Raw genomic sequence first — 25,759 nt, forward strand, 5'->3', positions numbered from 1 at the left:
GAGACCGGCGCTCCCCCGCCCCGGCCGGGGCTTCAGGGGTGCGGGACGATCACGGCGGTGGCGACCAGCCCGTCGCGTACGGCCCACCGGCCGTCGAAGACCTGAAGCCTGCGGTCGCCGACCCGGGGCCCGGGGACGAGGAGTTCGGCGCGCAGGATGCCGTCCGCCGCGTCGCCGGTCCCCGGGTGGAGGGTGATGTCGGCCTCGGAGAAGTCCAGCCACATACGGGTGAGCGGGAACCACGCCTTGTAGACGGACTCCTTGGCGCTGAACAGGATCCGGTCCCAGTGCACGGCGGGCCGCCGCCCGGCGAGCCGGGCGAGCCGGGCGCCCTCCTCGGGCAGGAAGACGGCGGGGCCGACGCCCTCCGGGAGCGGGCCGTGCGGTTCCGCGTCGATGCCGAGTGAGGCCAGGTCGTCCGCGCGGGCCAGGGCGGCGGCGCCGTAGCCGTCGCAGTGGGTCATGCTGCCGATCAGACCGGCCGGCCAGCGCGGTGCGCCCCGCTCGCTGCTGAGCACGGGCTGCGCCGGCACGCCCAGCTTCTCCATGGCCTGCCGGGCGCAGCCGCGTACGGCGGCGAACTCGCGGCGGCGCTTGTCCACCGCGCGTTCGACGAGCACCGCCTCCCCGGGGTAGAGCGGGGCGTCCCACAGCGGATCGTCACCGTGTGCCTCCACGGCCACGACCGACTCCGGGAGCAGCTCCTCGATCACCGGTTCCGACCTCCATCGGCAGGATGCGGCGCAGCCGTCCCGGCGGTTCCGGGCGCTTGCGCCATTCGCGGGGATAGCCTACGGAGACCTCTTCGAAGCGGACTCCGTCGTGCCAGGTGGTGCGCGGGATGTGCAGATGGCCGTAGACCATCGTGGCGACGGGGAAGCGGCGGTGCCAGTCGGCGGTCAGCTCGGTGCCGCACCACATGGCGAACTCGGGATACCACAGCACCTCGGTCGGATGCCGGTGCAGCGGATAGTGGTTGACCGGTACGACCGGCAGGTCCGCGGGGAGCGCGGCGAGCCTGCGCTCGGTCTCGGCGACCCGCGCCCGGCACCAGTCGTCACGGGTCGGATAGGGGTCGGGATGCAGCAGGTACTCGTCGTTGCAGACGATGCCCGTGCCGTGCGCGTACGCCAGGCCCTCGGCCTTGGTGGCGCAGCCGGGCGGCAAGAACGAGTAGTCGTACAGCAGGAACAGCGGGGCGACGGCGACCGGGCCGCCGGGGCCCTGCCACACCGGGTAGGGGTCCTCGGGAGTGACGACGCCCAGCTCCCGGCACAGCTCGACCAGGTGTTCGTAGCGGGCGACGCCGCGCAGGGTGACGGGATCCTTCGGATGGGTCCACAGCTCGTGGTTGCCGGGCACCCACAGCACCTTGCGGAAACGGCCCGCCAGCTTCTCCAGGGCCCAGCGGATGTCGGCGACCGTCTCGGCGATGTCACCGGCCACGATCAGCCAGTCCGCGTCGCTCGTGGGCCGCATGTCCTCGACCAGGGCGCGGTTCTCCGGATAGGTGATGTGCAGGTCACTGATGGCCAGCAGCTGTCCGGCCCCGGCCGCAGACTCCACCCCGCACCCCTTCCGATCATCCTCTGCCTGCACCACAAGAACACATTCCCGGACAGCGGAGCAAGCGGCAATCCGTAACACTCGCGTTGCACGCACAGTCTCTTGAAAGCCGTATGATCGCCCCGGCATCAGCACCCCAACCTCCCTTCTGCAGGGGTTGTTTGGTGTCCCTTCCTCCCTCCTGCCCGGGCACGGGCCGCTGAGCCCTGCCCGAAAACCCTGAAAGGCGGCCTGCATGCTCTCTCGCGTACGCGTCTGGCTCAACCGCACGTACGCGGAGAACGTGTTCTTCATGGATCAGCTGCGCAGAAATCCCAGCGACCGCGCCGTGGAGATCCACGCCACGCACGGGGACCCCGACTCCCCCGTGCTGGCCGCCGCCGACACCGCCGACCTGGAGCCGGAGGGCCTGTCCCCGGCCGGGTACGTCGAGTACGCCCTCGACCAGTGCGTCCGGCGCGGCATCGACGTGTTCGTGCCCCGGCTGCACCAGGCGGCGATCGTGGCGCACCGCGCGGAGTTCGCGGCGGCCGGTACGGCGCTGCTGGCGCCGACTCCCGAGGCGGTGGCCGTGTTCGAGGACAAGGCGACCGCGTACGAGGCGGTCCGCTCGGTGGGGGTCCCGGTGCCGCCGTGGTGGCGGGTCCGTACGGCGGACGAACTCCTCGCGGCGGTCGGGCAGTTGGAGGCGGCCGGGCACAAGCCGTGCGTCAAGCCGGCCGCCGGCGCCGGCGGGGTCGGCTTCCGGATGATCACCCGCGCCCCGTTCTCGCTGGCGAACCTCGCCGGGTTCCCGAGCCCGTACGTCCAGCTGGACCTCGTGGTCGAGGCGCTGCGGCGGGCGGATGAGCCGGTGGACTGGCTGGTGATGCCGCGCCTGGAGCAGCCCGAGGTGTCCGTGGACTGCCTGACCGGGCCGGACAACCGGCTGCGGCTCGCGGTGGGCCGCACCAAGAACGGCCGCCGGCGGGGCTTCACCCTGGACGAACGGTGGCTGGAACCGGCCCGGCTGATCGTGGAGGGCTTCGGGGTGCACCACCTGTCCAACATCCAGTTCCGCATGCTCGGCGACCGGCCGGTGCTGCTCGATGTGAACACGCGGCCCTCCGGGGGCTTGCACCAGCTGTCCCTGTGCGGGGTGAACGCACCCTGGGCCGCCGTGCAGTTGGCGCTGGGCGAGGATCCCGGGGAGATCGAGCCGCCGTTCCTGGGACAGGACTACACGGTGGTCTCGGGGCCGCGGCCTGTGGTGCCTGCTTCACTTCCCCGGCAGAGGGGGGCGGAGATCACCCTGCCGGCAGTGCCTGCGCAGGCGGGTTCGGCGGTGGAGGCGCTGCCGCTCTAGGCCGTAGGCCGGGTTCACCTGGTGAGCGCGCCCTCGCCGTCCCCCGGCCCTCGCTGCCCCCGTCCTCGCTGTCCCCCGGTTTTCAGGACCGGGGGACATTTTTTTCCGCAGGGGGTGTATCAGAGCGGGGCCTCGCCGCTCTCCATGACAGCAACGGAAAGCCCACGGGGACCAACGGGGGAATCCACGGGGGGACGGGGGAACGGGCCGGTCGGTCGCGGTCACGGGGAGCGACCGGCCGGCCCGGTGGGCCGGGCACACGGTGCCGGCTCTCCGTCGTCCGTGCGCCCGGACCGCACGCCCTACGACCCGCTCGCCCGGGCCCGCCGCAGACGCAGGGTCAGGACCTGGAACGGCCGCAGCGCGACCGGGACCGAGCCGTCGGGGCACGCTTCCGCGTCGGCCAGCGGTCGCTCCAGCAGGTCGGTGACCTGGGCACCCGCCAGCGGGAACCCGGTGCGCAGCACCCCGGCGGCCCGGCCGCCCCGGCACTCGTACAGCCGTACCACCACGTCCCCCGAGCCGTCGTCGGCGAGCTTGACCGCCTCCACCGTCAGCCCCTCGCCCTCGGCGGAGACGACCGGTTCCGGCTCGCCCGCCGAGTCCGCCACGCGCAGCGGGAGGTTGAGGGCGTAGCCCTCGGCCATCGCGTCCTCGATGCTCGCGCCGGGCAGCAGCGCGTAGGTGAAGCGGTGCCGGCCCTGGTCGGCCTCGGGGTCGGGGACGCGCGGGGCGCGGACCAGGCTGAGCCGGACCGTGGTGGTGGTGCCCCCGTCCTCGCGGACGGTACGGGAGACGTCGTGGCCGTAGGTGGAGTCGTTGATGAGGGCGACACCGTAGCCGGGTTCGGCGATGTGCACCCAGCGGTGCCCGCACACCTCGAAACGGGCCGCCTCCCAGCTGGTGTTGGTGTGGGCGGGCCGCTGGACGTGACCGAACTGGATCTCGGCGGAGGAGTGCGGGGCGCGCAGGTCGACGGGGAAGCCCGCCTTGAGGATCTTCTCCGTCTCGTGCCAGTCGATGTCCGTCTCGATGTCGATGCGGGCGCTGCCGGCCCGGACCGTGATCGTCTGGGTGATCCGGGATCCCCTGCCGAAGGAGCGGACCACCCGGATCGCGCCGACCAGAGGGGTGTCCTCGACCACGGCGACCGAGTCGGGCTCCAGCAGGTCGGTGTACCGGTTCCTGTAGTGCTTGTCGATGTCCCAGGCGTCCCAGCAGTTGGGCAGGTCCGTGTGCAGGCGGAGCAGATTGCCCTGGCCGGCGAGGACTTCACGGTCCGCCCGTAGATCGCGTACGGACGACAGTGTTCCGTCGTCCGCCACCTGTACACGGACGATCCCGTTGTCCAGGGTCCGTCCGGAGACCGTGACCGTGTGCGGGGGTTCGGCCGCGGTGAGGGGCGCGGAGCCGTTCGCCGGCACCCGCACATACACCGGTGCGCCCCCGGGAGGACGGACCACCTCGGCGCGCGGGCGCGGGCCGGCGTTGAACACACGGGGCCCGCCGGCACCCAGCGCGGCGATCGCCTCGCCCGTGAGCAGCTGCAGCTCCTCGGCGACCCGGGCGTATGCGGCCTCGGCCTCGCGGTGCACCCAGGCGATGGAGGAGCCGGGCAGGATGTCGTGGAACTGGTGCAGCAGGACCGTCTTCCACAGGCGGTCCAGCGTCTCGTACGGGTAGGCGTAGCCCGGCGCGTGCAGGGCGGCCGTGGTGGCCCACAACTCGGCCTCCCGGAGGAGGTGTTCACTGCGCCGGTTGCCCTGCTTGGTGCGGGCCTGGGTGGTGTAGGTGGCGCGGTGCAGCTCCAGGTACAGCTCGCCCGCCCAGACCGGTGCGTCCGGGTATTCCTCGCGTGCCTTGGCGAAGAACGCGTCGGGGTGTTCGATCTCGACCTTCGCCGAGCCCTCCAGGTTCTTCAGGCGGCGGGCGCGTTCCATGATCTCGCGGGTGGGGCCGCCTCCGCCGTCGCCCCAGCCGAAGGGGGCGAGGGAGCGGGTGCCGCCGCCCTTCTCGGCGTAGTTGCGGACGGCCCGGGCCAGTTCCTCGCCGCTGAAGCGGGCGTTGTAGGTGTCGATGGGCGGGAAGTGGGTGAAGATGCGGGTGCCGTCGATGCCCTCCCACCAGAAGGTGTGGTGGGGGAAGGTGTTGGTCTGGTTCCAGGAGATCTTCTGGGTGAGGAACCACTCGTTGCCGGCGAGCCTGGCCAGCTGCGGGTAGGCCGCCGTGTAGCCGAAGGAGTCCGGCAGCCATACGCCCTTGGTCTCGATGCCGAAGTGGTCCAGGAAGAACCGCTTGCCGTGCACGAGCTGGCGGACGAGGGCCTCACCGCCGGGCAGGTTGCCGTCGGCCTCCACCCACAGGCCGCCGACGGGCGCCCACTGGCCCTTCGTCACGGCTTCCTTGATCCGCTCCCACACCTGCGGGTAGTGGTCGCGCACCCACGCGTACTGCTGGGCCTGGGAGCAGGCGAAGACGAACTCCTCGTACTCGTCGGCGAGCGCGGTGACATTGGAGAACGTCCGGGCCGTCTTGCGCTTGGTCTCGCGGATCGGCCACAGCCAGGCGGTGTCGATGTGCGCGTGGCCGACGCCGGAGAGGATGTGGGCGCTGGCGTGGGCGGGCTTGGCGAGCACCGGGCGCAGGGCCTCGCGCACGGCGGGGGCCGAGCCGGAGACGTCGTCCAGGTCGAGCAGGTCCATGGCCCGGTCGAGGGCGTGCGCGATCTCGTGCCGGCGCGGGTCGTGCCCGCCAAGTTCCGCCATGAGTTCGCGCAGCACCTGGAGGTCGAGGTCGAGGTGCCAGACCTGCTCGTCGAGTACGGCGAGATCGGCGCGGCGGAATGTGTACAGGGGACGGTCGCCTGCCGTCCGTACATCGCCGAGCGGGGTCGGTCCGGCGAAGCCGTTCGCGAGGATGTCCGGGTTGGAGGCAGCCTCCACCAGGTACTCGACCGTCTCCCCGCCCGCCGCCGGGCGCGCCACCGGCACATACTGGTTGAGCGGGTTGACCGCCTTGAGCGGGGTGCCGTCGGTGCGGTGGACGAGCGCCTCGGCCTGGTTGCCCGGCCAGTCCCCGACGAAGCCGAGGTCGATGACCGACTCCACCCGCCGGCCGGCCCACTCGGCCGGCACCCGGCCGCGCATCCGGAACCAGGTCGTCCCCCATGGCGGTCCCCACGGCATGTCCTTCACGAAGGGCGCGTACGGAGCGGCCGCGGCCTCCTCGAAAGAAACCGGTTCCCCGGGAGCCTGCCAGGCCTCCACCTCCAGGGGGATGGCGGCGGCGTAGATCGCGGGCCTGATGCGCTGGTGGTGGAGGCGTTCGGTGCGCTCCTCGATCCGGCGGCGTTCGTCGTGCATGGCGGCCTCCCAAGGATGTCGGCGAAAGCAGAAAACGCTGGGAACACAGAGGACGCAGGGAACGCAGGGGACGCTCGGCGGGCAGGACGGGGCGGAGACGCTTACTTCAGGTATGCCAAGCCAGGATGGACCTCGGTGTACGCCTCGACCAGCCTGCGGGCCACATTGACCGAGTCGACCAGCGGATGCAGCGCGAAGGCCTTCACGGCCGTCTGCCGGGATCCGGAGTCTGCGGCGGCGAGCACCTCGCGCTCGACGGCCTTGACGGAGCAGACCAGTCCGGTGGCGTGACCGGGCAGCGGCGCGACCGCGACCGGATGGGCGCCGCCCGCGTCGACCAGGCAGGGGACCTCGATGACGGCATCGGCGTCGAGCGCCGACAGGGTGCTCCTGTTGCGCACGTTCAGGATCAGCGTCGTCCGCTCGTTGCGGGCGATGGCCCGCATCAACGCCAGCGCCACCTTCTCGTAGCCGCCGGACAGGTCGTCGGCCTCGCGCTCCCCCGCGCCGGCGCTCTCCCGGTTCTCGGCCATGTAGGTGGCCTCGCGTTCGGCGCGGGTGCGGTTCCACACGTCCAGCGCGGACCGGTCCGTGCGCAGGGCCTCCGCGTAGAAACGGGCCTGCTGGTCGCGCAGGAAGGCACCCCGGGTCCGCTCGGCCTCCTGGTAGGCGCGCACGGTTTCCCGGTTGAAGTAGTAGTAGTGCAGGTACTCGTTGGGGATCGCGCCGAGCGACTGCAGCCAGTCGGCCCCGAACAGCCTTCCCTCCTCGAAGGAGCCGAGCAGGGCGGGATCGGCGAGCAGGCGTGGGAGTTCGTCGCGTCCGGCGACGCGCAGGCCGCGTACCCAGCCGAGGTGATTGAGGCCGACGTAGTCGACGAAGGCCTGCGCCGGGTCGGCGCCGAGGACGCGGGCGATACGGCGGCCGAGGCCGACGGGAGAGTCGCAGATACCGATGACGCGGTCGCCGAGGTGCCGGGACATGGCCTCGGTGACCAGGCCGGCGGGATTGGTGAAGTTGATGACCCAGGCGTCCGGGGCGAGGCGGGCCACCCGCCGGGCGATGTCGACGGCGACGGGGACGGTGCGCAGACCGTAGGCGATGCCGCCCGCGCCGACGGTCTCCTGGCCGAGCACCCCTTCGGCGAGCGCCACCCGCTCGTCGTCGGCGCGGCCCTCCAGGCCGCCGACGCGGATCGCGGAGAAGACGAAGTCGGCACCGGTGAGCGCCTGGTCGAGGTCGGTGGTGGCGGTCACCCGGGGCGCGTCGGGGAGGCCGGCGGCTTGGGCATCCAGTACACGGGTTACTGCATACAGTCGACGGTCGTCCAGGTCGTGCAGGACGACCTCGGTGACCCGGCCTTCGGCGCGGTCGGTCAGCAGGGCACCGTACACGAGCGGCACGCGGAATCCGCCGCCGCCCAGAATCGTCAGCTTCACGTCTGCACCCTTCCCGGAACGTCCGACCCGCCACCTCGACGCCCGCTTCCCGGAGCGCGGACCGGGTGGCCGGCTCCACCGGCGCGCCCCTCACCGACGCGCCCCGTCACCGGCCCGTCCCTCACCGATACACCCAGGAGGGGATTCCGAGCACCCGCTGCTCGGCCGCGGGGTTCCCCGCGTACCGGGCGTGCGCGCGGTGGCCGAGCACGATGCGCCTGCTCGCTCGTCGCGTACCTGGGGGAACGTGACATGCCGTCATCGTAGTGGTGCGGGACCCGACGCCGGAACGCCGGACGAAGCCGCTCCCCACAGGGGCACCCCGGATCACTCCCAGCGGCCCGGACAACCGGCGGCGCCCGCGGACCACCGCACGGCCACCGGGTCCGCCCCGGCTCTTCAACGCAGCTTCATGCAGCTGTCCCGGGACCACGGCACTGTGCACCGTGTGAGCGACGGAAGACCGGCCGGGCGCCGCGGCGCCCGGCCGTACGAGCACCTGGAGTGCCGGGGTCCGGTGCGCATCCGGTGCCATCGGCACGAGGGGATCGTGCTCGTCAACGACCATGCCGTCCGGGGCCTCGGCCGCCTGGCGGCGACCTGGGAACTGGTGCGGGCCGACGGCCGGATCCTGACCGCTCCCGCCCGCCTGCCCGATCTGAGACCGGGCGAGACGGCGGCCGTACTCCCGCCGTTCCCGCTACCGCGGGACGGCGGCGAGGCGTGGCTGACGCTTCGGGTGGTGACGGCGGTGGACGAGCCGTGGGCACCGCGCGGTACGGAGCTGTGCGCGCCGCGGATCCGGCTGCGGACGGCGTCCCCGGCCGCCGGGCGAGCCGATGCCGGCAGTGGCGTACGGCCGTCCCGTCCGGCCGCGGACGGGAACCACCACCGGAACCGGCCCCTGCGCGCCCTGTGAACCCGGCCCCTCCTCCCCGCACCCACCTGGGCGACCTCACACAGAACGGGGCCCAGGAGGAATGCGCCGCGATCAGTGAGGCGTTCGGGCCGCCGGACCGACGGGGCGTCGGCCACCGAGGGCACCGTCACCGACTGGGCCAGGAGACGCCGCTGGAGACCTGGTGGCACCTCGCGGTCGTGAACGACGGCAGCCACATGATCCGGTACGTCGAGGGCTGCCCCGTCGTCCGCGAAGATGGCGCACCGTCTTGTGATCTCGCAGGATCAGCCCGGGAAGGGTCCGTGAGGCTGTGCCATGCCCATCGTTCCCGCCGGGGCCCTGCGGCGGCCCGATCGTGCGAGGAGCACACCGGCGATCAGGAGTACCAGCCCCGCGCCGGCGGCCACGAGGCCCGTCATCCACAGCCCCTGCTCCAGCGGCGCATGCCTGGTCTTCGGGGTTCCGTCCGGAGTCGCCAGGTGCTCCCTGCCGTGGTACGTCACCGGAGCGGTCCTGTCCTCGGGGGGCGAGGCGGCGGCCTTCACCGCCGCGGCGGCGTCGATCGGTCCGTAGCCGAGCCGGGCGCTGCCGCCCCCCGCGGGGCGATGTGCGGTGGCGATCAGGACGTCGTTCACCTGCGCCGGGGTCAGTTTCGGGTTCTTGCCGTACATGAGCGCCACGACCCCGGCGGCCAGCGCGCACGCCGGTGAGGTGCCGTTGATCTTCAGGTAGCCGCCGGTGTTCTTCGCACTGACGATGCCGACGCCGGGTGCGGCCACATCGTTGTAGGTGTGCACGGTGGAGAAGCCGGCGCGCCCACCGCCCGGCTGAGTGGCGGCCACCGCGATCACGCCCGGGTATCCGGCCGGGTAGGAGTTGTCGTTGAGTTTGTCGCCCGAGTTGCCGGCCGACGCCAGCAGCGTCACCCCCTTGCGGAGGGCATAGGCCACGGCCTCGGTCTCTTCGTCGTCGTAGGTGCTGAAACCGTCCGCGCTGCCGAACGACATGGAGATCACGTCGGCGCCGTGGTCGGCCGCGTAGCGGATGCCTTGCGCGGCCGGGCTCTTGCCGCCCTTGCGGAGATGTTCCAAGTCCTTCGCGGCGGTCTTCTCGTCGTCCTTGTCGGAGGTGACGCGCACGGCGAGGATCCTGGCTCCGGGGGCCACCTTGAGGACGTCCGAGGCCATGGCCGTACCGTGCCCTCCCCAGTCCGGGTCCCCCGGCCGCAGCCCGTCCTGGCGGTAGTCGGGGCCGGTCGTCACCCTGCCCTTCAGGGCCGGGTGGCCGGCCACCACGCCGCTGTCGAGGACCGCGACCGTCACTCCTTCGCCCTTGCTCTGCTGCTGCGCCGCGGACAGGCCGAGTGCGCCCCCTTCCCACCCGACCGGTGCCGCCGCCTGTGCGGGGGCGGCGGCCAGAGTGCACAGCAGACCGGTGAGGGCGACCGCGGTGCAGGTGGCGCGTATCGTCTTGAGCTTCACTGCGGGTCTCACCTTGCCAGGTTCAGGATGTGGGCGTGGAACGTCTCGCTGAGCGCCTTGGCCTCGTCCATCCAGGGCTGTCTGTCCGCGTCGTTCCCCTCGAAGCCGCTGGGCAGGGTGGACGAGGCGCGCCCGTCGACGGCGCCCGTGGTGACGGCGACGGCGTAGGGGAAGTCGTCTCCCAGGCCGGTGCCGCCCATGCCGTTGCGCCTGCGCTCCTGCCACTTCGCCGCGAGCGTCCCCGGTACCCGCAGCGGGACCACCGCGGCGTCGGGAACGTCCGCCGACTGCTGGTCGTCGAGATACTCGCCCATCTCCTGTGCGGCGGTTCCGCCCTTGGGCAGCACGATGACCGCGACGGTGGCGACCATTTCCCCGGTGAGATCGACGTACGTGGCGCGCAGTACGGCCTTGCAGCCGAGCCGCTGGGCGGTCTTGCGCGTCTCTCCGCTGAGACCGGCGGAGCACGAGGTGTCCTCGGAGACGCCCATCCGGCTCCACTGCGCAACGTTCTTGTCCGAGGCCTGGTGGGTGTAGTCGGGCGGTTCGCCGATGGTCGCAGGGAAGAGACGGCCGACGGTCTCGTCGCGCCACAGCACCGGCCCGTAGGCGTCGGAGTTGGGCACCGACTGCCGGCTGTTGCCGTACGCGTGCGCCGCCAGTGCTCCGCCGCCGAGCATGCCGAGTACACCGAACACGCCGAGCAGACTGCCCAGGACCTTCCGGGCGGTGCGTCCTGAGCCCGCGGGGGCCGCCGGCGGCCCGGGCACGGGATGTGCGGGCGCGGGGTAGGCACCGTACGGTGAGGGCCCCGCGTGGGCCGGAGCGGCAATCGGGGGTGCCGTCGGCATGGGCGGCGGCACCGGGGCCGGGCCCTGCCACTGTGGTTGCGGCTGCCAACCGCCGTGCGAGGGCGGCTGCCCATACGGATGGCCGCTTCCCGGCGGCGGGGGGTAAGACATGGGTGGTTCCCTCTCACAGGTCAATCTGCGAGGGAGCACGATGCCTGGTCCGGCTCACGTGGCAGAGCACACACCTCGAACGACCTGCACACCAGGATGCAGCGAGGCACAACTTCAGCCACCCGCGCACCTCTTCGGCGCCCCCGCGAATCTGACGACAGCTTATGACCTTCGCAGACGCAAGGCGTGTGCCGCTCGTGGAGTTCGTATAACGATCTCATCCCTTCGCCACGGCACCTGCTGGGCCCTTCACCCAGTGAACTCATCTGCAGGGGCGTCGACTTTCCTTGCTTCAAGCCTTGACGACCGCAGAGAGGGGGAGCACATTGGCGGCACGGTGAGAGCGCTCTCAGAATGCTCGGCGAGCGCCCGCCGAGGGCTCCCCGCACAACTCCCCGTACCCGAGAGGCCTCCCCCATGAGCGATTGCTCCGGCATACCCGGAATCCACCGCCGCCGGCGCCCCCTGCGGCGCGCTCTCGTCGCCGTCGCCGCGACGCTCGGCCTGGCCGCGGCCGTCGCCACGGCGGCCTCCGCACCGGCGAACGCCACCGCCCCCGCCCCTCCCTCGGGCTGGACCCAGGTCTTCCTGGACGACTTCGACGGCGCGGCCGGCTCCGGCGTGAACACCGCCGACTGGCAGTACGACACTGGCACTTCGTACCCGGGCGGCGCCGCGAACTGGGGTACCGGCGAGGTCGAGACGATGACGTCGAACACGAACAATGTGGCGCTGGACGGCAAGGGCGATCTGCTCATCACGCCGCGCCGGGACGCCTCCGGCAACTGGACCTCCGGGCGGATCGAGACCACCCGCACCGACTTCCAGCCCCCGGCCGGCGGCAAGCTGCGCGTCGAGGCCCGGATCCGGATGCCCGATGTGACCGGTGACGCGGCCGCCGGCTACTGGCCGGCGTTCTGGATGCTGGGCGCACCGTACCGCGGCAACTACCAGAACTGGCCGAGCGTCGGCGAGCTGGACATCATGGAGAACGTCCAGGGCCTGAACAAGACGTGGGCCACCGTGCACTGCGGCACCAACCCCGGCGGCCCGTGCAACGAGACGACGGGCCTCGGCAACTCGACCGCGTGTCCGAACACCACCTGCCAGTCGGGCTTTCACACCTACACGATGGAGTGGGACCGCTCGGTGAGCCCGGAGGCGATCCGCTTCGCCGTCGACGGCGTGACCTACCAGACGGTCACGGCGAACCAGGTGGACGCGACGACCTGGGCCAACGCCACGAACCACGGCTTCTTCGTCATCCTGAACGTGGCGATGGGCGGCGGCTTCCCGGGGGCGTTCGGTGGCGGCCCGACCGGCGCGACGGAGCCCGGCCACCCCATGGCCGTCGACTATGTGCAGGTCCTGCAGTCCTCGGGCAACGGCGGTGGCACCACTCCCCCGCCGTCCGGCAACCGCGACGCCTACAGCACCGTCCAGGCCGAGTCCTACGACAGCCAGTCCGGCCTCGGCACCGAGACCACCACGGACACCGGAGGCGGTCAGGACATCGGCTGGATCGCGAACGGCGACTGGGCGCTGTACAAGGGCGTGAACTTCGGCTCGACACCGGCCAGGCAGTTCTACGCGCGCGTGGCGAGCGGGGCGGCGTCCGGGGTGAGCGGGCTGGTGGAGGTGCGACTGGACAGCCGTGGCAACGCACCCATCGGCAGCTTCGCGGTGGGCAGCACCGGCGGCTGGCAGACGTGGAAGACGGTGCCGGCCAACATCAGCGCGGTGACCGGCACCCATGACGTCTATCTGACCTTCTCCAGCGGCCAGTCCGCGGACTTCGTGAACATGAACTGGTTCGACTTCGGTCACTGACCTGGAACGGCCGTACGGCCCTGGAGCCGGCACCAGGACGGCCCGGTGCTCGCCCCAGCGCGGTGACACCGGCGGCCCGCGAAGCTGAACGGGTCCGCCGGGGGCGGCAACTGGCCGCCGGCGGCTGCCGGCGCAGCACGAGCAGCACGGCCGGGGCACCCTGGTCCGGGCCGAGAAGCCGTACACCGTCGCGGGCCGTGGCGGCCGGTGGGGCGGGGGCGCCCCGGCCCGCGCCTTCGCGCCCGGACGGCGTACGCCGACAGAACAGGCCGTCACCGCCCACACGGAGCACTGCCGGACGGCTCTGGGCAGGAACGGCGTGAACGCACGGGTCGTCGATGTGGGCGCCGCCGACCACCACGGCTCCCGGCACCTGGGGGCCGACGCCGCGGCCACGCCGCCGATCGTCCGCTGGTTCGGGGAACTGGCCCGCAGTTGAGCCGAACACGGTGCGCGGCGGAAGGTTCAGCGCAGCTCCGCCCGGAACGCCACCGGCGTCTGCCCGGTGTGCAGATGGAAGAACTTGGTGAAGTTCGCCGCGTCGGGAAAGCCCACCGCTGCCCCGACGCGGCCGATCGGCATGTCGGTGTGGGCGAGGAGGCGCTTGGCCTCCAGGACGACGCGTTTGTCGATGAACCCCTTGGGGGTCTCACCGGTGGCGGCACGGACGGCGCGGACGAGGGTGCGGCGGGAGTACCCGAGTGCGTCGGCGTAGGCGCTGACGCTGTGGTTGGTGGCGAAGCCGTGCTCGACGGCGTCCCGGAAGCGGGTGAAGGTGCTGTCCGTCTGCTGCCGGGTGACCTCCGCCGAGCTGGCCGCGAGATGCGCGAGGCGCAGCAGGAACGCGGTGAGGGTGTGTCTGAGGACGGCGGTGTGCAGGCTGAGCGGCAGCGTGGCCGTGTCCTGGTACTCGCGGCGCAGCTGGTCGAGGGAGGCCTTGAGGGCGATGAGCCGGTCCGGGGCGGGGTGCAGCAGGGGCGGGAGGTCGTAGCGGTACAGGCCGGTGGCCTCGACGGTCGCCCGGGGCAGAAAGCCGGGCTGCATGGTCAGGACGGTTCCGCGGTACACGGTCTCGCGGGAGAAACGGTGGACCTGTCCGGGGCGGATCCAGAGCAGGTCGCCGGCACCCGCCTCGTACTCGGCGAAGTCGATCATGTGCCGTACGGGGCCGTCGGTGAACAGCATGACGACGTGGAAGTCGATGCGGTGGACGCGGTGCAGGGGGGCGTCGGCGTGCCAGGTGCGGTCGGTTCCCATGGGGCCGATCTGCATGCCGACGCCGCCGACGGCCAGTTCGGCCGGGAAGGGAAAGGTTCGGATGCCGTCGCCGTCAGCCTGAGAGGTTCCGTCCGTCATGTCCTTTTCGTGCCGTCCCTGTCGCGCGCTCGCTGTCCCAGATTCACCACAGGCTGACACACCCCGACCTTTCCTCGAAAAAGTCAGACTTTTAAGTTTGAACGCGTCAGGCCAGCAATCCCGCACTGAACGAGGACTTCTTGAAGATGACCACGCAGACTCCCGACGGATTCGAGTGGACCGACCTCGACCGGCGTGCTGTGGACACCGCCCGTCTTCTGGCGGCTGACGCGGTCCAAAAGGTGGGCAACGGCCACCCGGGCACCGCGATGAGCCTGGCACCTGCCGCATACACGATCTTTCAGAAGGTGATGCGTCACGATCCCGCCGACCCCGAGTGGACCGGCCGGGACCGTTTCGTCCTCTCCCCCGGCCACACCTCGCTGACCCTCTACACGCAGCTGTTCCTCTCCGGGTACGAGCTGGAGCTGGACGACCTGAAGGCATTCCGGACCCAGGGCTCCAGGACACCGGGGCACCCCGAGTACGGGCACACCGCCGGCGTCGAGACCACCACCGGCCCGCTCGGCCAGGGGGTCGCCAACGCGGTCGGCATGGCGATGGCGGCCCGCTACGAGCGCGGCCTGTTCGACCGGGACGCGCCGCAGGGCGAGTCCCCCTTCGACCACACCGTCTGGGCGATCGTCTCCGACGGCGACCTGGAGGAGGGCGTCTCCGCCGAGGCCTCCTCGCTCGCCGGTCACCAAAGGCTCGGCAACCTCGTCCTCCTGTACGACGACAACCACATCTCCATCGAGGGCGACACCGCAACCGCGTTCTCCGAGGACGTGCTGAAGCGGTACGAGGCCTACGGCTGGCACACCCAGCGCATCGAGCCCGCCGCCGACGGCGACATCGACGTGCCCGCCCTGCACACGGCCCTGAAGGCCGCGCAGGCCGAGACCGAGCGGCCCTCGATCATCGCGATGCGCACGATCATCGCCTGGCCGGCCCCGAACGCGCAGAACACCGAGGCCGCGCACGGCTCGGCGCTGGGCGCGGAGGAGATCGCGGCCACCAAGCGCGTCCTCGGCTTCGACCCCGGGCAGGCCTTCCAGGTCGAGGAGGCGGTGCTCAAGCACACGCGCCGGGCGCTGGACCGGGGTGCCGAGGCGCACGCGGCCTGGGACAAGCGGATCGCCGAGTGGCGTGCCGCCGACGCCGAGCGAGCCGCCCTCTTCGACCGGATCGCCAAGGGCGAGCTGCCCGAGGGCTGGGAGAGGAACATCCCGGTGTTCGAGGAGGGCAGGTCGGTCGCCACCCGCGCCGCCTCCGGCAAGGTGCTCCAGGCGCTCGGCCCGGTGATCCCCGAGCTGTGGGGCGGCTCCGCCGACCTGGCAGGGTCCAACAACACCACCATCGACAAGACCAGCTCGTTCCTGCCCGAGGGCAACCCGCTGCCCGAGGCCGACCCGTACGGCCGAACCGTCCACTTCGGCATCCGCGAGTTCTCGATGGCCGCGGAGATGAACGGCATCGCCCTGCACGGCAACACCCGCATCTACGGCGGCACCTTCCTCGTCTTCTCCGACTACATGCGCAACGCCGTGCGGATGTCGGCGCTCATGCAGCTGCCGGTGACGTACGTGTGGACGCACGACTCCATCGGCCTGGGCGAGGACGGCCCCACCCACCAGCCCGTCGAGCACCTCGCGTCCCTGCGCGCCATCCCGGGCCTGAACATCGTCCGCCCGGCCGACGCCAACGAGACCGCGATCGCCTGGGCCGAGATCCTGAAGAGGCACGCCACCAGCCCCGCCCCGCACGGGCTCGCGCTCACCCGCCAGGGCGTGCCGGTGTACGCGCCGAACGAGGACGCGGCCAAGGGCGGCTATGTGCTGCGCGAGTCGTCGACCGAGGTCCCGGAGGTGATTGTCATCGCGACGGGCTCCGAGGTGCAGCTGGCCGTGGCCGCGCGGGAGCAGCTGGAAGCCGAGGGGATCGGCACGCGCGTGGTGTCCATGCCGTCGGTGGAGTGGTTCGAGGAGCAGCCGCGCGAGTACCGCGAGCGGGTGCTGCCGCCGGCCGTGAAGGCCCGGGTCGCCGTCGAGGCCGGGATCGCTCTGACCTGGTACCGGTTCGTGGGCGACGCGGGACGCATCGTCTCCCTTGAGCACTTCGGCGCTTCCGCCGACGCGAAGACCCTGTTCACCGAGTTCGGCTTCACCCCCGAGAACGTCGCCGCCGCGGCCCGCGAGTCGCTCGCCGCCGTGCGCGCCTGACACCGACGCCCGATACCGACGCAAGCAGAAAGATGATCACTGTGACCGAAGCAATCGCGACCCCGGGAGCCCTCAAGCGCCTCGCCGACGAGGGCGTGTCGATCTGGCTCGACGACCTGTCGCGCAAGCGGATCACGTCGGGCAGCCTCGCCGAGCTGGTGGCGAGCGGCAGCGCCGTCGGTGTCACCACCAACCCGTCGATCTTCCAGGCCGCCATCGGCTCCGGCGAGGGCTACGAGGAGCAGCTCACCGACCTCGCCGTACGGGGGGTGACGGTGGACGAGGCGGTGCGGATGATGACGACCGCCGACGTGCGGGCTGCCGCCGATATCCTGGATTCTGTATACAGCACATCGAAGGGTGTGGACGGCCGCGTCTCCATCGAGGTAGACCCGCGCCTGGCCCACGACACCGGGGCCACCGTCGCCGAGGCCAAGCAGCTGGCGTGGCTGGTGAACCGCCCCAATGTCATGATCAAGATCCCGGCGACCAGGGCGGGCCTGCCGGCCATCACCGAGGTCATCGGCCTCGGCATCAGCGTCAATGTGACCCTGATCTTCTCCCTGGAGCGCTACCGCGAGGTCATGGCCGCCTACCTGGCCGGCCTGGAGAAGGCCCGCGAGCGCGGCATCGACCTGTCCACGATCCACTCCGTGGCGTCCTTCTTCGTCTCCCGCGTGGACACCGAGATCGACAAGCGGCTGACCGCCCTGGGCACCGACGAGGCCCTGGCCCTCAAGGGCCGCGCGGCCCTCGCCAACGCCCGGCTCGCCTACGAGGCGTACGAGGAGGTGTTCGGCTCCGACCGGTGGCTGGCGCTCGCCGGTGCCAAGGCCAACAAGCAGCGCCCGCTGTGGGCGTCCACCGGTGTGAAGGATCCTGCATACAAGGACACCCTGTACGTGGACGAGCTGGTCGCGCCGGGCACGGTCAACACCATGCCGGAGGCCACCCTGAACGCCGTCGCCGACCACGGCGAGATCACCGGCGACACGGTGACCGGCGGCTACGCGCAGGCCCACGCCGACCTGGCCGCCGTGGAGCGGCTCGGCATCTCCTACGACGAGGTCGTCCAGCAGCTGGAGGACGAGGGCGTCGCCAAGTTCGAGGCGGCCTGGCAGGAGCTGCTGGACGCCGTAGCGAAGTCCCTGAAGAGCAAGGGAGTTGACGCCCGATGACCGACAACGCACCCGCCGCCGCCCCGGCGCCCGCAGAGGTGCCGGTCCCGGTGGCCCCGCCGGGACGTGCTCTCGCCGACTGGGAGAATCCGCTGCGGGACGCCCGTGACCGCCGGCTCCCCCGGATCGCGGGCCCGTCCGGGCTGGTCATCTTCGGTGTGACCGGTGACCTGTCCCGCAAGAAGCTGATGCCCGCGGTGTACGACCTCGCCAACCGCGGTCTGCTGCCGCCGGGCTTCTCCCTCGTCGGGTTCGCCCGCCGGGACTGGGAGGACCAGGACTTCGCCCAGGTCGTCCACGACGCGGTCCGCGAGCACTCCCGCACCCCGTTCCGCGAGGAGGTGTGGCAGCAGCTCGCCGAGGGCATGCGGTTCATCCCCGGCGACTTCGACGACGACACCGCGTTCAAGCAGCTGAAGGACGCCGTCGAGGAGCTGGACGCCTCCCGCGGCACGGGAGGCAACTTCGCGTTCTATCTCTCGGTTCCGCCGAAGTTCTTCCCGAAGGTCGTGCAGCAGCTGAAGAAGCACGGCCTGGCCTCCCCGCCGCAGGGATCCTGGCGGCGCGCGGTCATCGAGAAGCCCTTCGGGCACGACCTGGACAGCGCCCGCGAACTGAACGCGATCGTGCACGAGGTGTTCGAACCGGACCAGGTGTTCCGGATCGACCACTACCTCGGCAAGGAGACCGTCCAGAACATCCTGGCGCTGCGCTTCGCCAACCAGATGTACGAGCCGATCTGGAACCGGTCGTACGTCGACCACGTCCAGATCACCATGGCCGAGGACATCGGCATCGGCGGCCGGGCCGGCTACTACGACGGCATCGGCGCCGCCCGTGACGTCATCCAGAACCACCTGCTGCAGCTGATGGCGCTGACCGCCATGGAGGAGCCGATCGCGTTCGACGCGGAGGCGCTGCTCACCGAGAAGCTGAAGGTGCTGAAGTCGGTGCGCCTGCCCGAGGACCTCGGCCGGCACACCGTGCGGGCGCAGTACGCGGGGGGCTGGCAGGGCGGCGAGAAGGTCGTCGGCTACCTCCAGGAGGACGGCATCGACCCCAAGTCGAAGACCGACACCTTCGCCGCGATCAAGCTGGGCATCGACAACCGCCGCTGGGCGGGCGTCCCCTTCTATCTGCGCACCGGAAAGCGTCTCGGCCGCCGGGTGACCGAGATCGCGGTGGTCTTCAAGCGGGCCCCGCACTCCCCGTTCGACTCCACCGCGACCGAGGAGCTGGGCCAGAACGCGATCGTCATCCGCGTCCAGCCGGACGAGGGCATGACCGTGCGGTTCGGCTCGAAGGTGCCGGGCACGTCGATGGAGATCCGGGACGTGTCGATGGACTTCGCGTACGGCGAGTCGTTCACCGAGTCCAGCCCGGAGGCGTACGAGCGGCTCATCCTGGACGTGCTGCTCGGCGACGCGAATTTGTTCCCCCGTCACCAGGAAGTGGAAGAGTCCTGGAAGATCCTCGACCCGATCGAGGCGTACTGGGCGGCGCACGGCAGGCCGGCGCAGTACGCGTCGGGCAGCTGGGGACCGAGTGAAGCGGACGAGATGCTCGCACGAGACGGACGGAGCTGGCGCAGGCCATGAAGATCGACCTGACCGACACCACGGCAAGCAAGATCAACAAGGCGTTGGTGCAGGGCCGCCGCGCCATCGGCACCCCGGCCGTGGGCATGGTCCTGACGATGGTCATCGTCACGGACGAGGAGAACGCCTACGACTCGATCAAGGCCGCCGAGGAGGCCTCGCACGAGCACCCCTCGCGGACCCTGGTCGTCATCAAGAGGCACGCCCGCACCCTGCGCGACCGCACCCACTCCCGGCTGGACGCGGAGGTCCGGGTCGGTTCCGAGGCGGGCACCGGGGAGACGGTCGTGCTGCGCACCTACGGCGAGGTGTCCGACCACGCCGACTCGGTCGTCCTGCCGCTGCTGCTGCCGGACGCGCCCGTCGTCGTGTGGTGGCCGGTGGAGGCCCCCGACACCCCGTCCAAGGACCCGCTCGGCGCGCTGGCCCAGCGCCGGATCACCGACCTGTACGCGGTCGAGCGGCCGATGGAGGTCCTGGAGACCCGCGCCCGCAACTACGCGCCCGGCGACACCGACCTCGCCTGGACCCGGCTGACGCTGTGGCGGTCCATGCTGGCCGCCGCGCTCGACCAGGCCCGGGTGAAGGTGACCACGGCGGCCGTCGAGGCCGAGGCGGACAACCCCAGCGCCGAGCTGCTGTCCCGCTGGCTGGAGGCCCGCCTGAACGTCACCGTGGACCGCGTGGTCAGCGCCGGCCCGGTCGTCACGGCCGTACGCCTCGGCACCGCGAACGGCGAGATCGTCATCGACCGCCCCGAGGGCCCCCTCGCGACCCTGACCCTGCCGGGCCAGCCGCCGCGCACCCTTGCCCTGAAGGTCCGCCCCACCTCCGAACTCATCGCCGAGGAGCTGCGCCGCCTCGACGCCGACGAGATGTACGCCATCGCCCTCAAGGGCGAGGCCGCCAAGGAGAACGCCTGACATGGCACAGTCCGAGTTCCCCAAGCTCACCAGCCGGCCCGAGTGGACGGCCCTCGCCGACCACCGCGCCGAGGGGCAGCCGCAGCTGCGCGAGCTGTTCGCGGCGGACCCCGGCCGCGCCGAGCGGTATGTCGTACGGGCCGGCGACCTGTACATCGACTACAGCAAGCACCTGATCACCGACGAGACCCTGGCCCTGCTCCAGGAACTCGCCGCCGCCACCGGCGTGTTCGCGCTGCGCGACGCCATGTTCCGCGGCGAGAGGATCAACCTCACCGAGGACCGGGCCGTGCTGCACACCGCGCTGCGTTCCGCACGGGACGCGGTGATCGAGGTCGACGGCGAGAACGTCGTGCCCAAGGTGCACGCGGTCCTGGACAAGATGGCCCACTTCGCCGACCGGGTCCGCTCGGGCGAGTGGACCGGCCACACCGGCAGGCGGATCAGGAACGTCGTCAACATCGGCATCGGCGGCTCCGACCTCGGCCCGGCCATGGCCTACGAGGTGCTGCGCCCTTACACCGCACGGGAGTTGACGTTCCGGTTCGTGTCGAACGTGGACGGCGCCGACCTGCACGAGGCCACCCGTGACCTGGACCCGGCGGAGACGCTGTTCATCGTCGCGTCCAAGACGTTCACCACGATCGAGACGATCACCAACGCCACCTCGGCGCGCAAGTGGCTGCTCGACGGGCTCGGCGGCGAGGAGAAGGCGGTCGCCAGGCACTTCGTGGCACTGTCCACGAACGCCGAGAAGGTCACCGAGTTCGGCATCGACCCGGACAACATGTTCGAGTTCTGGGACTGGGTCGGCGGCCGGTACTCGTACGACTCGGCGATCGGCCTCTCCCTGATGATCGCCATCGGGCCCGACCGGTTCCGGGAGATGCTCGACGGCTTCCGGCTGATGGACGACCACTTCCGCACCGCGCCCGCCGAGGCCAACGCGCCGCTGCTGCTGGGCCTGCTGGGCATCTGGTACGGCAACTTCCACGACGCCCAGTCGCACGCGGTGCTGCCGTACAGCCACTACCTGTCGAAGTTCACCGCCTACCTCCAGCAGCTGGACATGGAGTCCAACGGCAAGTCGGTGCAGCGCGACGGCGAGCCGGTGCAGTGGCAGACCGGGCCGGTCGTCTGGGGCACCCCGGGCACCAACGGCCAGCACGCCTACTACCAGTTGATCCACCAGGGCACCAAGCTGATCCCGGCGGACTTCATCGGCTTCGCCCGCCCGGTCGACGAGCTGAGCGCCGAACTCAAGGCCCAGCACGACCTGTTGATGGCCAACTTCTTCGCCCAGACCCAGGCACTCGCCTTCGGCAAGAGTGCCGATGAGGTCCGCGCCGAGGGCGTGCCCGAGGAGCAGGTGGCGCACCGCACCTTCCAGGGCAACCACCCCACCACCACGGTCCTCGCCCCCGAGCTGACCCCGTCCGTGCTCGGCCAGCTGATCGCCCTCTACGAGCACAAGGTGTTCGTGCAGGGCGCGGTGTGGAACATCGACTCCTTCGACCAGTGGGGCGTGGAGCTGGGCAAGGTCCTCGCCAAGCGGGTCGAGCCCGCGCTGACCGAGGGCGCACAGGTCCCCGGTCTCGACCCGTCCACCACGGCCCTCGTCGCCGCCTACCGCACCTTCAAGAACGCTCAGGAAGTGAACTGATCATGCAGCTCGGTCTCATCGGTCTCGGCAAGATGGGCGGCAACATGCGCGAGCGGATCCGCCGCGCCGGCCACACCGTCATCGGCTACGACCGCAATCCCGAGGTCTCCGACGTCAAGTCCCTCGCCGAACTGGTCGAGAAGCTGGACGCGCCACGCCATGTGTGGGTGATGGTCCCGGCCGGCACCGCCACGCAGACCGTCATCGACGAACTGGGCGACCTGCTGCAGCCCGGCGACACGGTGATCGACGGCGGCAACTCCCGCTGGACGGACGACGAGAAGCACGCCGCCGCCCTCGGCATCAAGGGCATCGGCTTCGTCGACGCCGGTGTCTCCGGCGGGGTGTGGGGCCTGCAGAACGGCTACGCGCTCATGGTCGGCGGCGACAAGGCGCACGTGGAGCCGCTGGAGCCGATCTTCGAGGCGCTCAAGCCGGAGGGCCCGTACGGCTATGTCCACGCGGGCCGGGTCGGCGCCGGGCACTTCTCGAAGATGGTCCACAACGGCATCGAGTACGCCATGATGCAGGCGTACGCCGAGGGCTGGGAGCTGCTGGAGAAGGTGCACTCGGTGGAGAACGTCCGCGAGGTGTTCCGCTCCTGGCAGGAGGGCACCGTGATCCGTTCCTGGCTGCTGGACCTCGCGGTCAACGCCCTGGACGAGGACGAGCACCTGCAGAAGCTGCGCGGCTACGCGGAGGACTCCGGCGAGGGCCGCTGGACGGTGGAGGCGGCGATCGACAACGCCGTACCGCTCCCGGCGATCACGGCCTCGCTCTTCGCCCGGTTCGCCTCCCGGCAGGACGACTCACCGCAGATGAAGATGATCGCGGCGCTGCGCAACCAGTTCGGCGGCCACGCGGTCGAGAAGAAGGACTGACGCCCTCGCCCTGTCCAGCCCGCTGGACAGGGCAATCCGCACCGCCGAGCCGGCGGGCCCGACCGGAGCCGTGCCCGACCCCGATCTGCACGAGTGGCACTACGGCGGCTACGAGGGCGTCACCACCGTCGACATCCACCGCACCCGCCCCGGCTGGGACCTGTGACGGCCCTTCCGGGAGCGAGACACCGTACGGCTCGCAGCCGCGCGGACTGTGAGGAACATCCCGGCCACCACCCCGGGCCCGGCTTCTACAATCTCCGGCACGCACAGTGAGCGTGCCGCCCCGGCGGCCACCGGCCCGAAGGAAAGCGATGACCAGCGTCGAAGAACCGGTACGCCCCGGGGGACGCGTACGCGACGCGGCCCGCACCAAGGCCGAGATCCTGGACGTGGCCACGCAGGAGTTCGCCCGAGCCGGCTACGACGGCGCCCGCGTGGACGAGATAGCGGCCCGCACCCGCACCACCAAGCGGATGATCTACTACTACTTCGGCGGCAAGGAGCAGCTGTTCACGGCCGTGCTGGAGCGGGCGTACGGAGTGATCCGCGAGGCCGAGCAGCAGCTGGACGTCGAGCACCTGGACCCGGTCGCCGCGATCCGGCGGCTGGCCGAGCTGACCTTCGACCACCACGAGCGGCACCCGGACTTCATCCGGCTGGTCGGTATCGAGAACATCCACGGGGCCGAGCACCTCGCGGCCTCCGGGAAGCTCGGCAGGACCGGCTCACCGGCCCTGGAGCTGATCCGCCGGATCCTCGCCGCGGGGCGGGAGTCCGGGCTGTTCACAGCCGATGTGGACGCGGTCGACCTGCACGCGGTGATCAGCTCGTTCTGCTTCTTCCGGGTCGCCGGCCGGAACACCTACGGCGCCCTGTTCGGCCGGGACCTGGCGGACCCCGCCCGGCGGGAGCACTACCGGACCATGCTCGGCGACATGGTGATCGCCTACCTGACGGCGGAGCGGGCGGCCGGCTGACCGCCGTAGCCCCGGCTGCCCACCGCGGCTGACTCTGCACATCCGGGTCGGGGAGCCGGTTCGTTGATCAGCAGCGGGGATCCGGTCTCGGGTGGCGCGGCTCGTAGAGGGTGAGTTCACCGCCGCCCGGCAGGCGCAGGGTGGTCACCCGGCCCCACCGGGCCTCCTCCACCGGACGGGTGAACTCCACGCCATGTCCGGCGAGTTGACGCTGCGTCGCGTCGAGGTCGTCGCACATCAGCATCAGCTCGTGCGCGGGCTCGCCGTCGGTGGGGTGACAGGCCACCTCGGCAGGCGGTGCCTGGAAGATCAGCCAGCCGTGGCCCGCGTCGACGTGCGCCCAGCCGAGGGTGTCGCGCAGAAAGGCCCGGTCGGCCTCCGCGTCGCGGCTGTAGAGCACCACATGTGCACCGTTGATCACGCGCGGAGGCTAGTGCGGCGGAGGGGTCCGGGCAAGCACCGGCCGCCTGCGCCCCGCCGTGCGGCCCGGTCACGGGGCCGGGTTCACGGCCGCGTCGAGGAGCGGGCCGAGTTCCCTCACGGCCGTGGTCAGGGGGCCTGCGTCGCGTTCGGCGCGGGCCATGAGGATCGCTCCCTCCAGCGTGCTGATCATCAGTGTGGCGAGGGATGCGGCACGGGCCCCGGGCACCCCCATGCCGGCCAGGGCCTCGGCGAGCGGGTTCCGCCAGGTCGTGAACGCGGCGGCCACGGCCTCCTGGGTCGATCCGGCGGCGGAGGTGCACTCGACCGTGGCGGCGGTCACCGGGCAGCCCGCCGCGAAGCCGTCCGTCGCGTACTCGTCGGTCCACTGCGCGACCATCGCCGCGAACAGGGCGCTCGGCGTCGGCTCCTCAAGTCCCGCCAGAAAACGGGCGATGCGCCGGCCCGCGTACCGTCCGGCCCAGGCGACCGCCTCGTTGACCAGCTGTTCCTTTCCACCCGGGAAGTAGTGCTGGAGCGAACCGCGCGGTGCGCCGGCGTGCGCGGCGACCTCGCGCAGACCGGTGGCGGCGACTCCGTCGCGGCGGATGAGCTGGGCGGCGCTGAAGACCATCCGCTCCCGCGGCCCCCGTCTCGCCTCGCTCATCGCGGCCCTCCGTTCCTCACGGCGCCCACTCTATGACCGGCGTCATAACGACCGCTACTATGACAGCGGTCATAGTCCGCTCCGGGAGCAGAGGACGGTCCCCGTGCACGTCGGTTTCATCGGTCTCGGTGTGATGGGCCGGCCCATGGCGCAGCGCCTGGTGTCCGCCGGCACTCCCCTGGTGGTCTGGAACCGGACTCCGGGACGCACCGCAGCCCTGCGCGCGGCCGGGGCCTCGGTCGCCGCGGACGCCGACGAGGTGTTCGCACGGTCGGACGTGGTGCTGCTGATGCTCGCCGACGAGGCCGCGGTCGACGCCGTCCTCGGCCGCGGCACCCGTGTGTTCGCCGCGCGCGTCGCCGGGCGCACCGTCGTCCACATGGGCACCACCTCGCCCGAGTACTCCCACGCCCTGGAGAGGGACATCCGGGCGGCCGGCGGCGGGTACGTCGAGGCGCCCGTCTCCGGGTCGCGGGTGCCGGCGGAGGAGGGCCGGCTGGTGGCGATGCTCGCCGGGGAGGCGGACGCCGTGGACGCCGTACGGCCGCTGCTCGCGCCGTTGTGCCGGGAGACGTTCGTGTGCGGTCCCGCGCCCGGCGCCCTGTTGATGAAGTTGTCCGTGAACCTCTTCCTGATCACGCTGGTGACCGGCCTGACCGAGGCGTTCCACTTCGCCGAGCGCCAGGGCCTGGACCGCCGGCTGTTCCTGAAGGTCCTCGACGCGGGGCCCATGGCCAGCGCGGTCTCCCGGATGAAGGCACCCAAGCTGGGTGAGCGGGACTTCTCGGTTCAGGCGGCCGCGCTGGACGTCCTGAAGAACAACCGGCTCATCGCCGAGGCGGCGCGCAAGGCGCGGCTGGCCTCACCGCTCCTCGACGTGTGCCACACCCTGTTCGAGGAGACGGTGGCGCAGGGGTACGGCGGCGAGGACATGGTGGCCGTACTGCGCGCGATCGAGACCCGGTCCGCCGAGGCGTCGTAGCCG

At 71.4% G+C, this 25,759-nt stretch carries 20 protein-coding genes and 1 pseudogene; 12 read left to right on the plus strand and 9 right to left on the minus strand.

Features of this window, described 5'->3' with window-relative positions; translation table 11 throughout:
- Positions 1 to 32: 32 nt before the first annotated feature.
- Positions 33 to 713: a 4'-phosphopantetheinyl transferase superfamily protein gene (locus ACIGXP_RS09140; RefSeq protein ID WP_363218487.1), complete on the minus strand. Its 681-nt coding sequence runs from the start codon at positions 711 to 713 to the stop codon at positions 33 to 35.
- The gene (locus ACIGXP_RS09145; RefSeq protein ID WP_363218488.1) at positions 661 to 1,566 is read right to left on the minus strand and encodes a metallophosphoesterase; all 906 of its coding nucleotides are present in this window, start codon (positions 1,564 to 1,566) and stop codon (positions 661 to 663) included. The genes ACIGXP_RS09140 and ACIGXP_RS09145 overlap by 53 nt, the downstream gene beginning before the upstream one ends.
- Before the next feature lie 235 nt (positions 1,567 to 1,801).
- On the opposite strand from ACIGXP_RS09145, the gene ACIGXP_RS09150 reads away from it, so the two are divergent.
- The gene (locus ACIGXP_RS09150; protein WP_399765871.1) at positions 1,802 to 2,911 is read left to right on the plus strand and encodes an ATP-grasp domain-containing protein; all 1,110 of its coding nucleotides are present in this window, start codon (positions 1,802 to 1,804) and stop codon (positions 2,909 to 2,911) included.
- A gap of 302 nt (positions 2,912 to 3,213) precedes the next feature.
- Here ACIGXP_RS09150 and ACIGXP_RS09155 read toward each other — a convergent pair whose 3' ends face one another.
- Complete coding sequence (locus ACIGXP_RS09155; protein WP_399765874.1) at positions 3,214 to 6,273, minus strand: alpha-mannosidase; 3,060 nt, start codon at positions 6,271 to 6,273, stop codon at positions 3,214 to 3,216.
- Positions 6,274 to 6,374: 101 nt separating this feature from the next.
- A complete protein-coding gene (locus tag ACIGXP_RS09160) occupies positions 6,375 to 7,712 on the minus strand; it encodes a 6-phospho-beta-glucosidase (protein ID WP_363218491.1) in 1,338 nt (445 codons plus the stop codon).
- Positions 7,713 to 8,160: 448 nt separating this feature from the next.
- Between ACIGXP_RS09160 and ACIGXP_RS09165 the strand changes: the two genes are divergently transcribed.
- A complete protein-coding gene (locus tag ACIGXP_RS09165; RefSeq protein WP_399765877.1) occupies positions 8,161 to 8,631 on the plus strand; it encodes a DUF4981 domain-containing protein in 471 nt (156 codons plus the stop codon).
- Between the two features lie 266 nt (positions 8,632 to 8,897).
- Here ACIGXP_RS09165 and ACIGXP_RS09170 read toward each other — a convergent pair whose 3' ends face one another.
- On the minus strand, positions 8,898 to 10,094 hold the full coding sequence (locus ACIGXP_RS09170) for a S8 family serine peptidase (RefSeq protein ID WP_363218493.1): 1,197 nt from the start codon (positions 10,092 to 10,094) through the stop codon (positions 8,898 to 8,900).
- An 8-nt stretch (positions 10,095 to 10,102) separates the two neighbouring features.
- Complete coding sequence (locus ACIGXP_RS09175) at positions 10,103 to 10,792, minus strand: hypothetical protein (protein WP_363218494.1); 690 nt, start codon at positions 10,790 to 10,792, stop codon at positions 10,103 to 10,105.
- Positions 10,793 to 11,473: 681 nt separating this feature from the next.
- On the opposite strand from ACIGXP_RS09175, the gene ACIGXP_RS09180 reads away from it, so the two are divergent.
- Positions 11,474 to 12,886, plus strand: a complete 1,413-nt coding sequence (locus ACIGXP_RS09180) for a glycoside hydrolase family 16 protein (RefSeq protein ID WP_399765881.1) — start codon at positions 11,474 to 11,476, stop codon at positions 12,884 to 12,886.
- Between the two features lie 465 nt (positions 12,887 to 13,351).
- Here the strand turns inward: ACIGXP_RS09180 and ACIGXP_RS09185 are convergent, their stop codons facing one another.
- A complete protein-coding gene (locus ACIGXP_RS09185; protein WP_399765884.1) occupies positions 13,352 to 14,242 on the minus strand; it encodes a helix-turn-helix domain-containing protein in 891 nt (296 codons plus the stop codon).
- A 146-nt stretch (positions 14,243 to 14,388) separates the two neighbouring features.
- On the opposite strand from ACIGXP_RS09185, the gene tkt reads away from it, so the two are divergent.
- The 8 genes and pseudogenes from tkt (at position 14,389) to ACIGXP_RS09225 (ending at position 23,687) form a co-directional block, all read left to right on the plus strand.
- On the plus strand, positions 14,389 to 16,464 hold the full coding sequence (gene tkt / locus ACIGXP_RS09190; protein WP_399765887.1) for a transketolase: 2,076 nt from the start codon (positions 14,389 to 14,391) through the stop codon (positions 16,462 to 16,464).
- Positions 16,465 to 16,496: 32 nt separating this feature from the next.
- Positions 16,497 to 17,642 carry a transaldolase gene (gene tal / locus ACIGXP_RS09195; protein WP_363216361.1) on the plus strand — a complete coding sequence of 382 codons (1,146 nt, stop codon included), beginning with the start codon at positions 16,497 to 16,499 and terminating at the stop codon, positions 17,640 to 17,642.
- On the plus strand, positions 17,639 to 19,240 hold the full coding sequence (zwf, locus tag ACIGXP_RS09200) for a glucose-6-phosphate dehydrogenase (protein ID WP_399765891.1): 1,602 nt from the start codon (positions 17,639 to 17,641) through the stop codon (positions 19,238 to 19,240). The genes tal and zwf overlap by 4 nt, the downstream gene beginning before the upstream one ends.
- Positions 19,237 to 20,163, plus strand: a complete 927-nt coding sequence (opcA, locus tag ACIGXP_RS09205) for a glucose-6-phosphate dehydrogenase assembly protein OpcA (protein ID WP_363216359.1) — start codon at positions 19,237 to 19,239, stop codon at positions 20,161 to 20,163. The genes zwf and opcA overlap by 4 nt, the downstream gene beginning before the upstream one ends.
- Before the next feature lies 1 nt (position 20,164).
- On the plus strand, positions 20,165 to 21,826 hold the full coding sequence (pgi, locus tag ACIGXP_RS09210) for a glucose-6-phosphate isomerase (RefSeq protein WP_399765894.1): 1,662 nt from the start codon (positions 20,165 to 20,167) through the stop codon (positions 21,824 to 21,826).
- Between the two features lie 2 nt (positions 21,827 to 21,828).
- The gene (gene gnd / locus ACIGXP_RS09215) at positions 21,829 to 22,707 is read left to right on the plus strand and encodes a phosphogluconate dehydrogenase (NAD(+)-dependent, decarboxylating) (RefSeq protein ID WP_363220101.1); all 879 of its coding nucleotides are present in this window, start codon (positions 21,829 to 21,831) and stop codon (positions 22,705 to 22,707) included.
- Positions 22,700 to 22,870: pseudogene (locus ACIGXP_RS09220) on the plus strand (histidine phosphatase family protein); the annotation flags it as partial. The gene gnd and the pseudogene ACIGXP_RS09220, both read left to right, overlap by 8 nt.
- Before the next feature lie 151 nt (positions 22,871 to 23,021).
- On the plus strand, positions 23,022 to 23,687 hold the full coding sequence (locus ACIGXP_RS09225; protein ID WP_399765898.1) for a TetR/AcrR family transcriptional regulator: 666 nt from the start codon (positions 23,022 to 23,024) through the stop codon (positions 23,685 to 23,687).
- 67 nt (positions 23,688 to 23,754) lie between these two features.
- Here ACIGXP_RS09225 and ACIGXP_RS09230 read toward each other — a convergent pair whose 3' ends face one another.
- Positions 23,755 to 24,108, minus strand: coding sequence for a VOC family protein (locus ACIGXP_RS09230; RefSeq protein ID WP_399765900.1), 354 nt, complete (start codon positions 24,106 to 24,108; stop codon positions 23,755 to 23,757).
- A 69-nt stretch (positions 24,109 to 24,177) separates the two neighbouring features.
- Entirely contained in the window at positions 24,178 to 24,774 is a 597-nt protein-coding gene (locus tag ACIGXP_RS09235) for a TetR/AcrR family transcriptional regulator (protein WP_399765903.1), read from the minus strand.
- Between ACIGXP_RS09235 and ACIGXP_RS09240 the strand changes: the two genes are divergently transcribed.
- Positions 24,716 to 25,756, plus strand: a complete 1,041-nt coding sequence (locus ACIGXP_RS09240) for an NAD(P)-dependent oxidoreductase (protein ID WP_399765905.1) — start codon at positions 24,716 to 24,718, stop codon at positions 25,754 to 25,756. The two genes, ACIGXP_RS09235 and ACIGXP_RS09240, sit on opposite strands and share 59 nt — an antisense overlap.
- Positions 25,757 to 25,759 lie beyond the last annotated feature (3 nt).

The organism is Streptomyces sp. NPDC053069 (genome assembly GCF_044546895.1).
Taxonomy (GTDB): domain Bacteria; phylum Actinomycetota; class Actinomycetes; order Streptomycetales; family Streptomycetaceae; genus Streptomyces.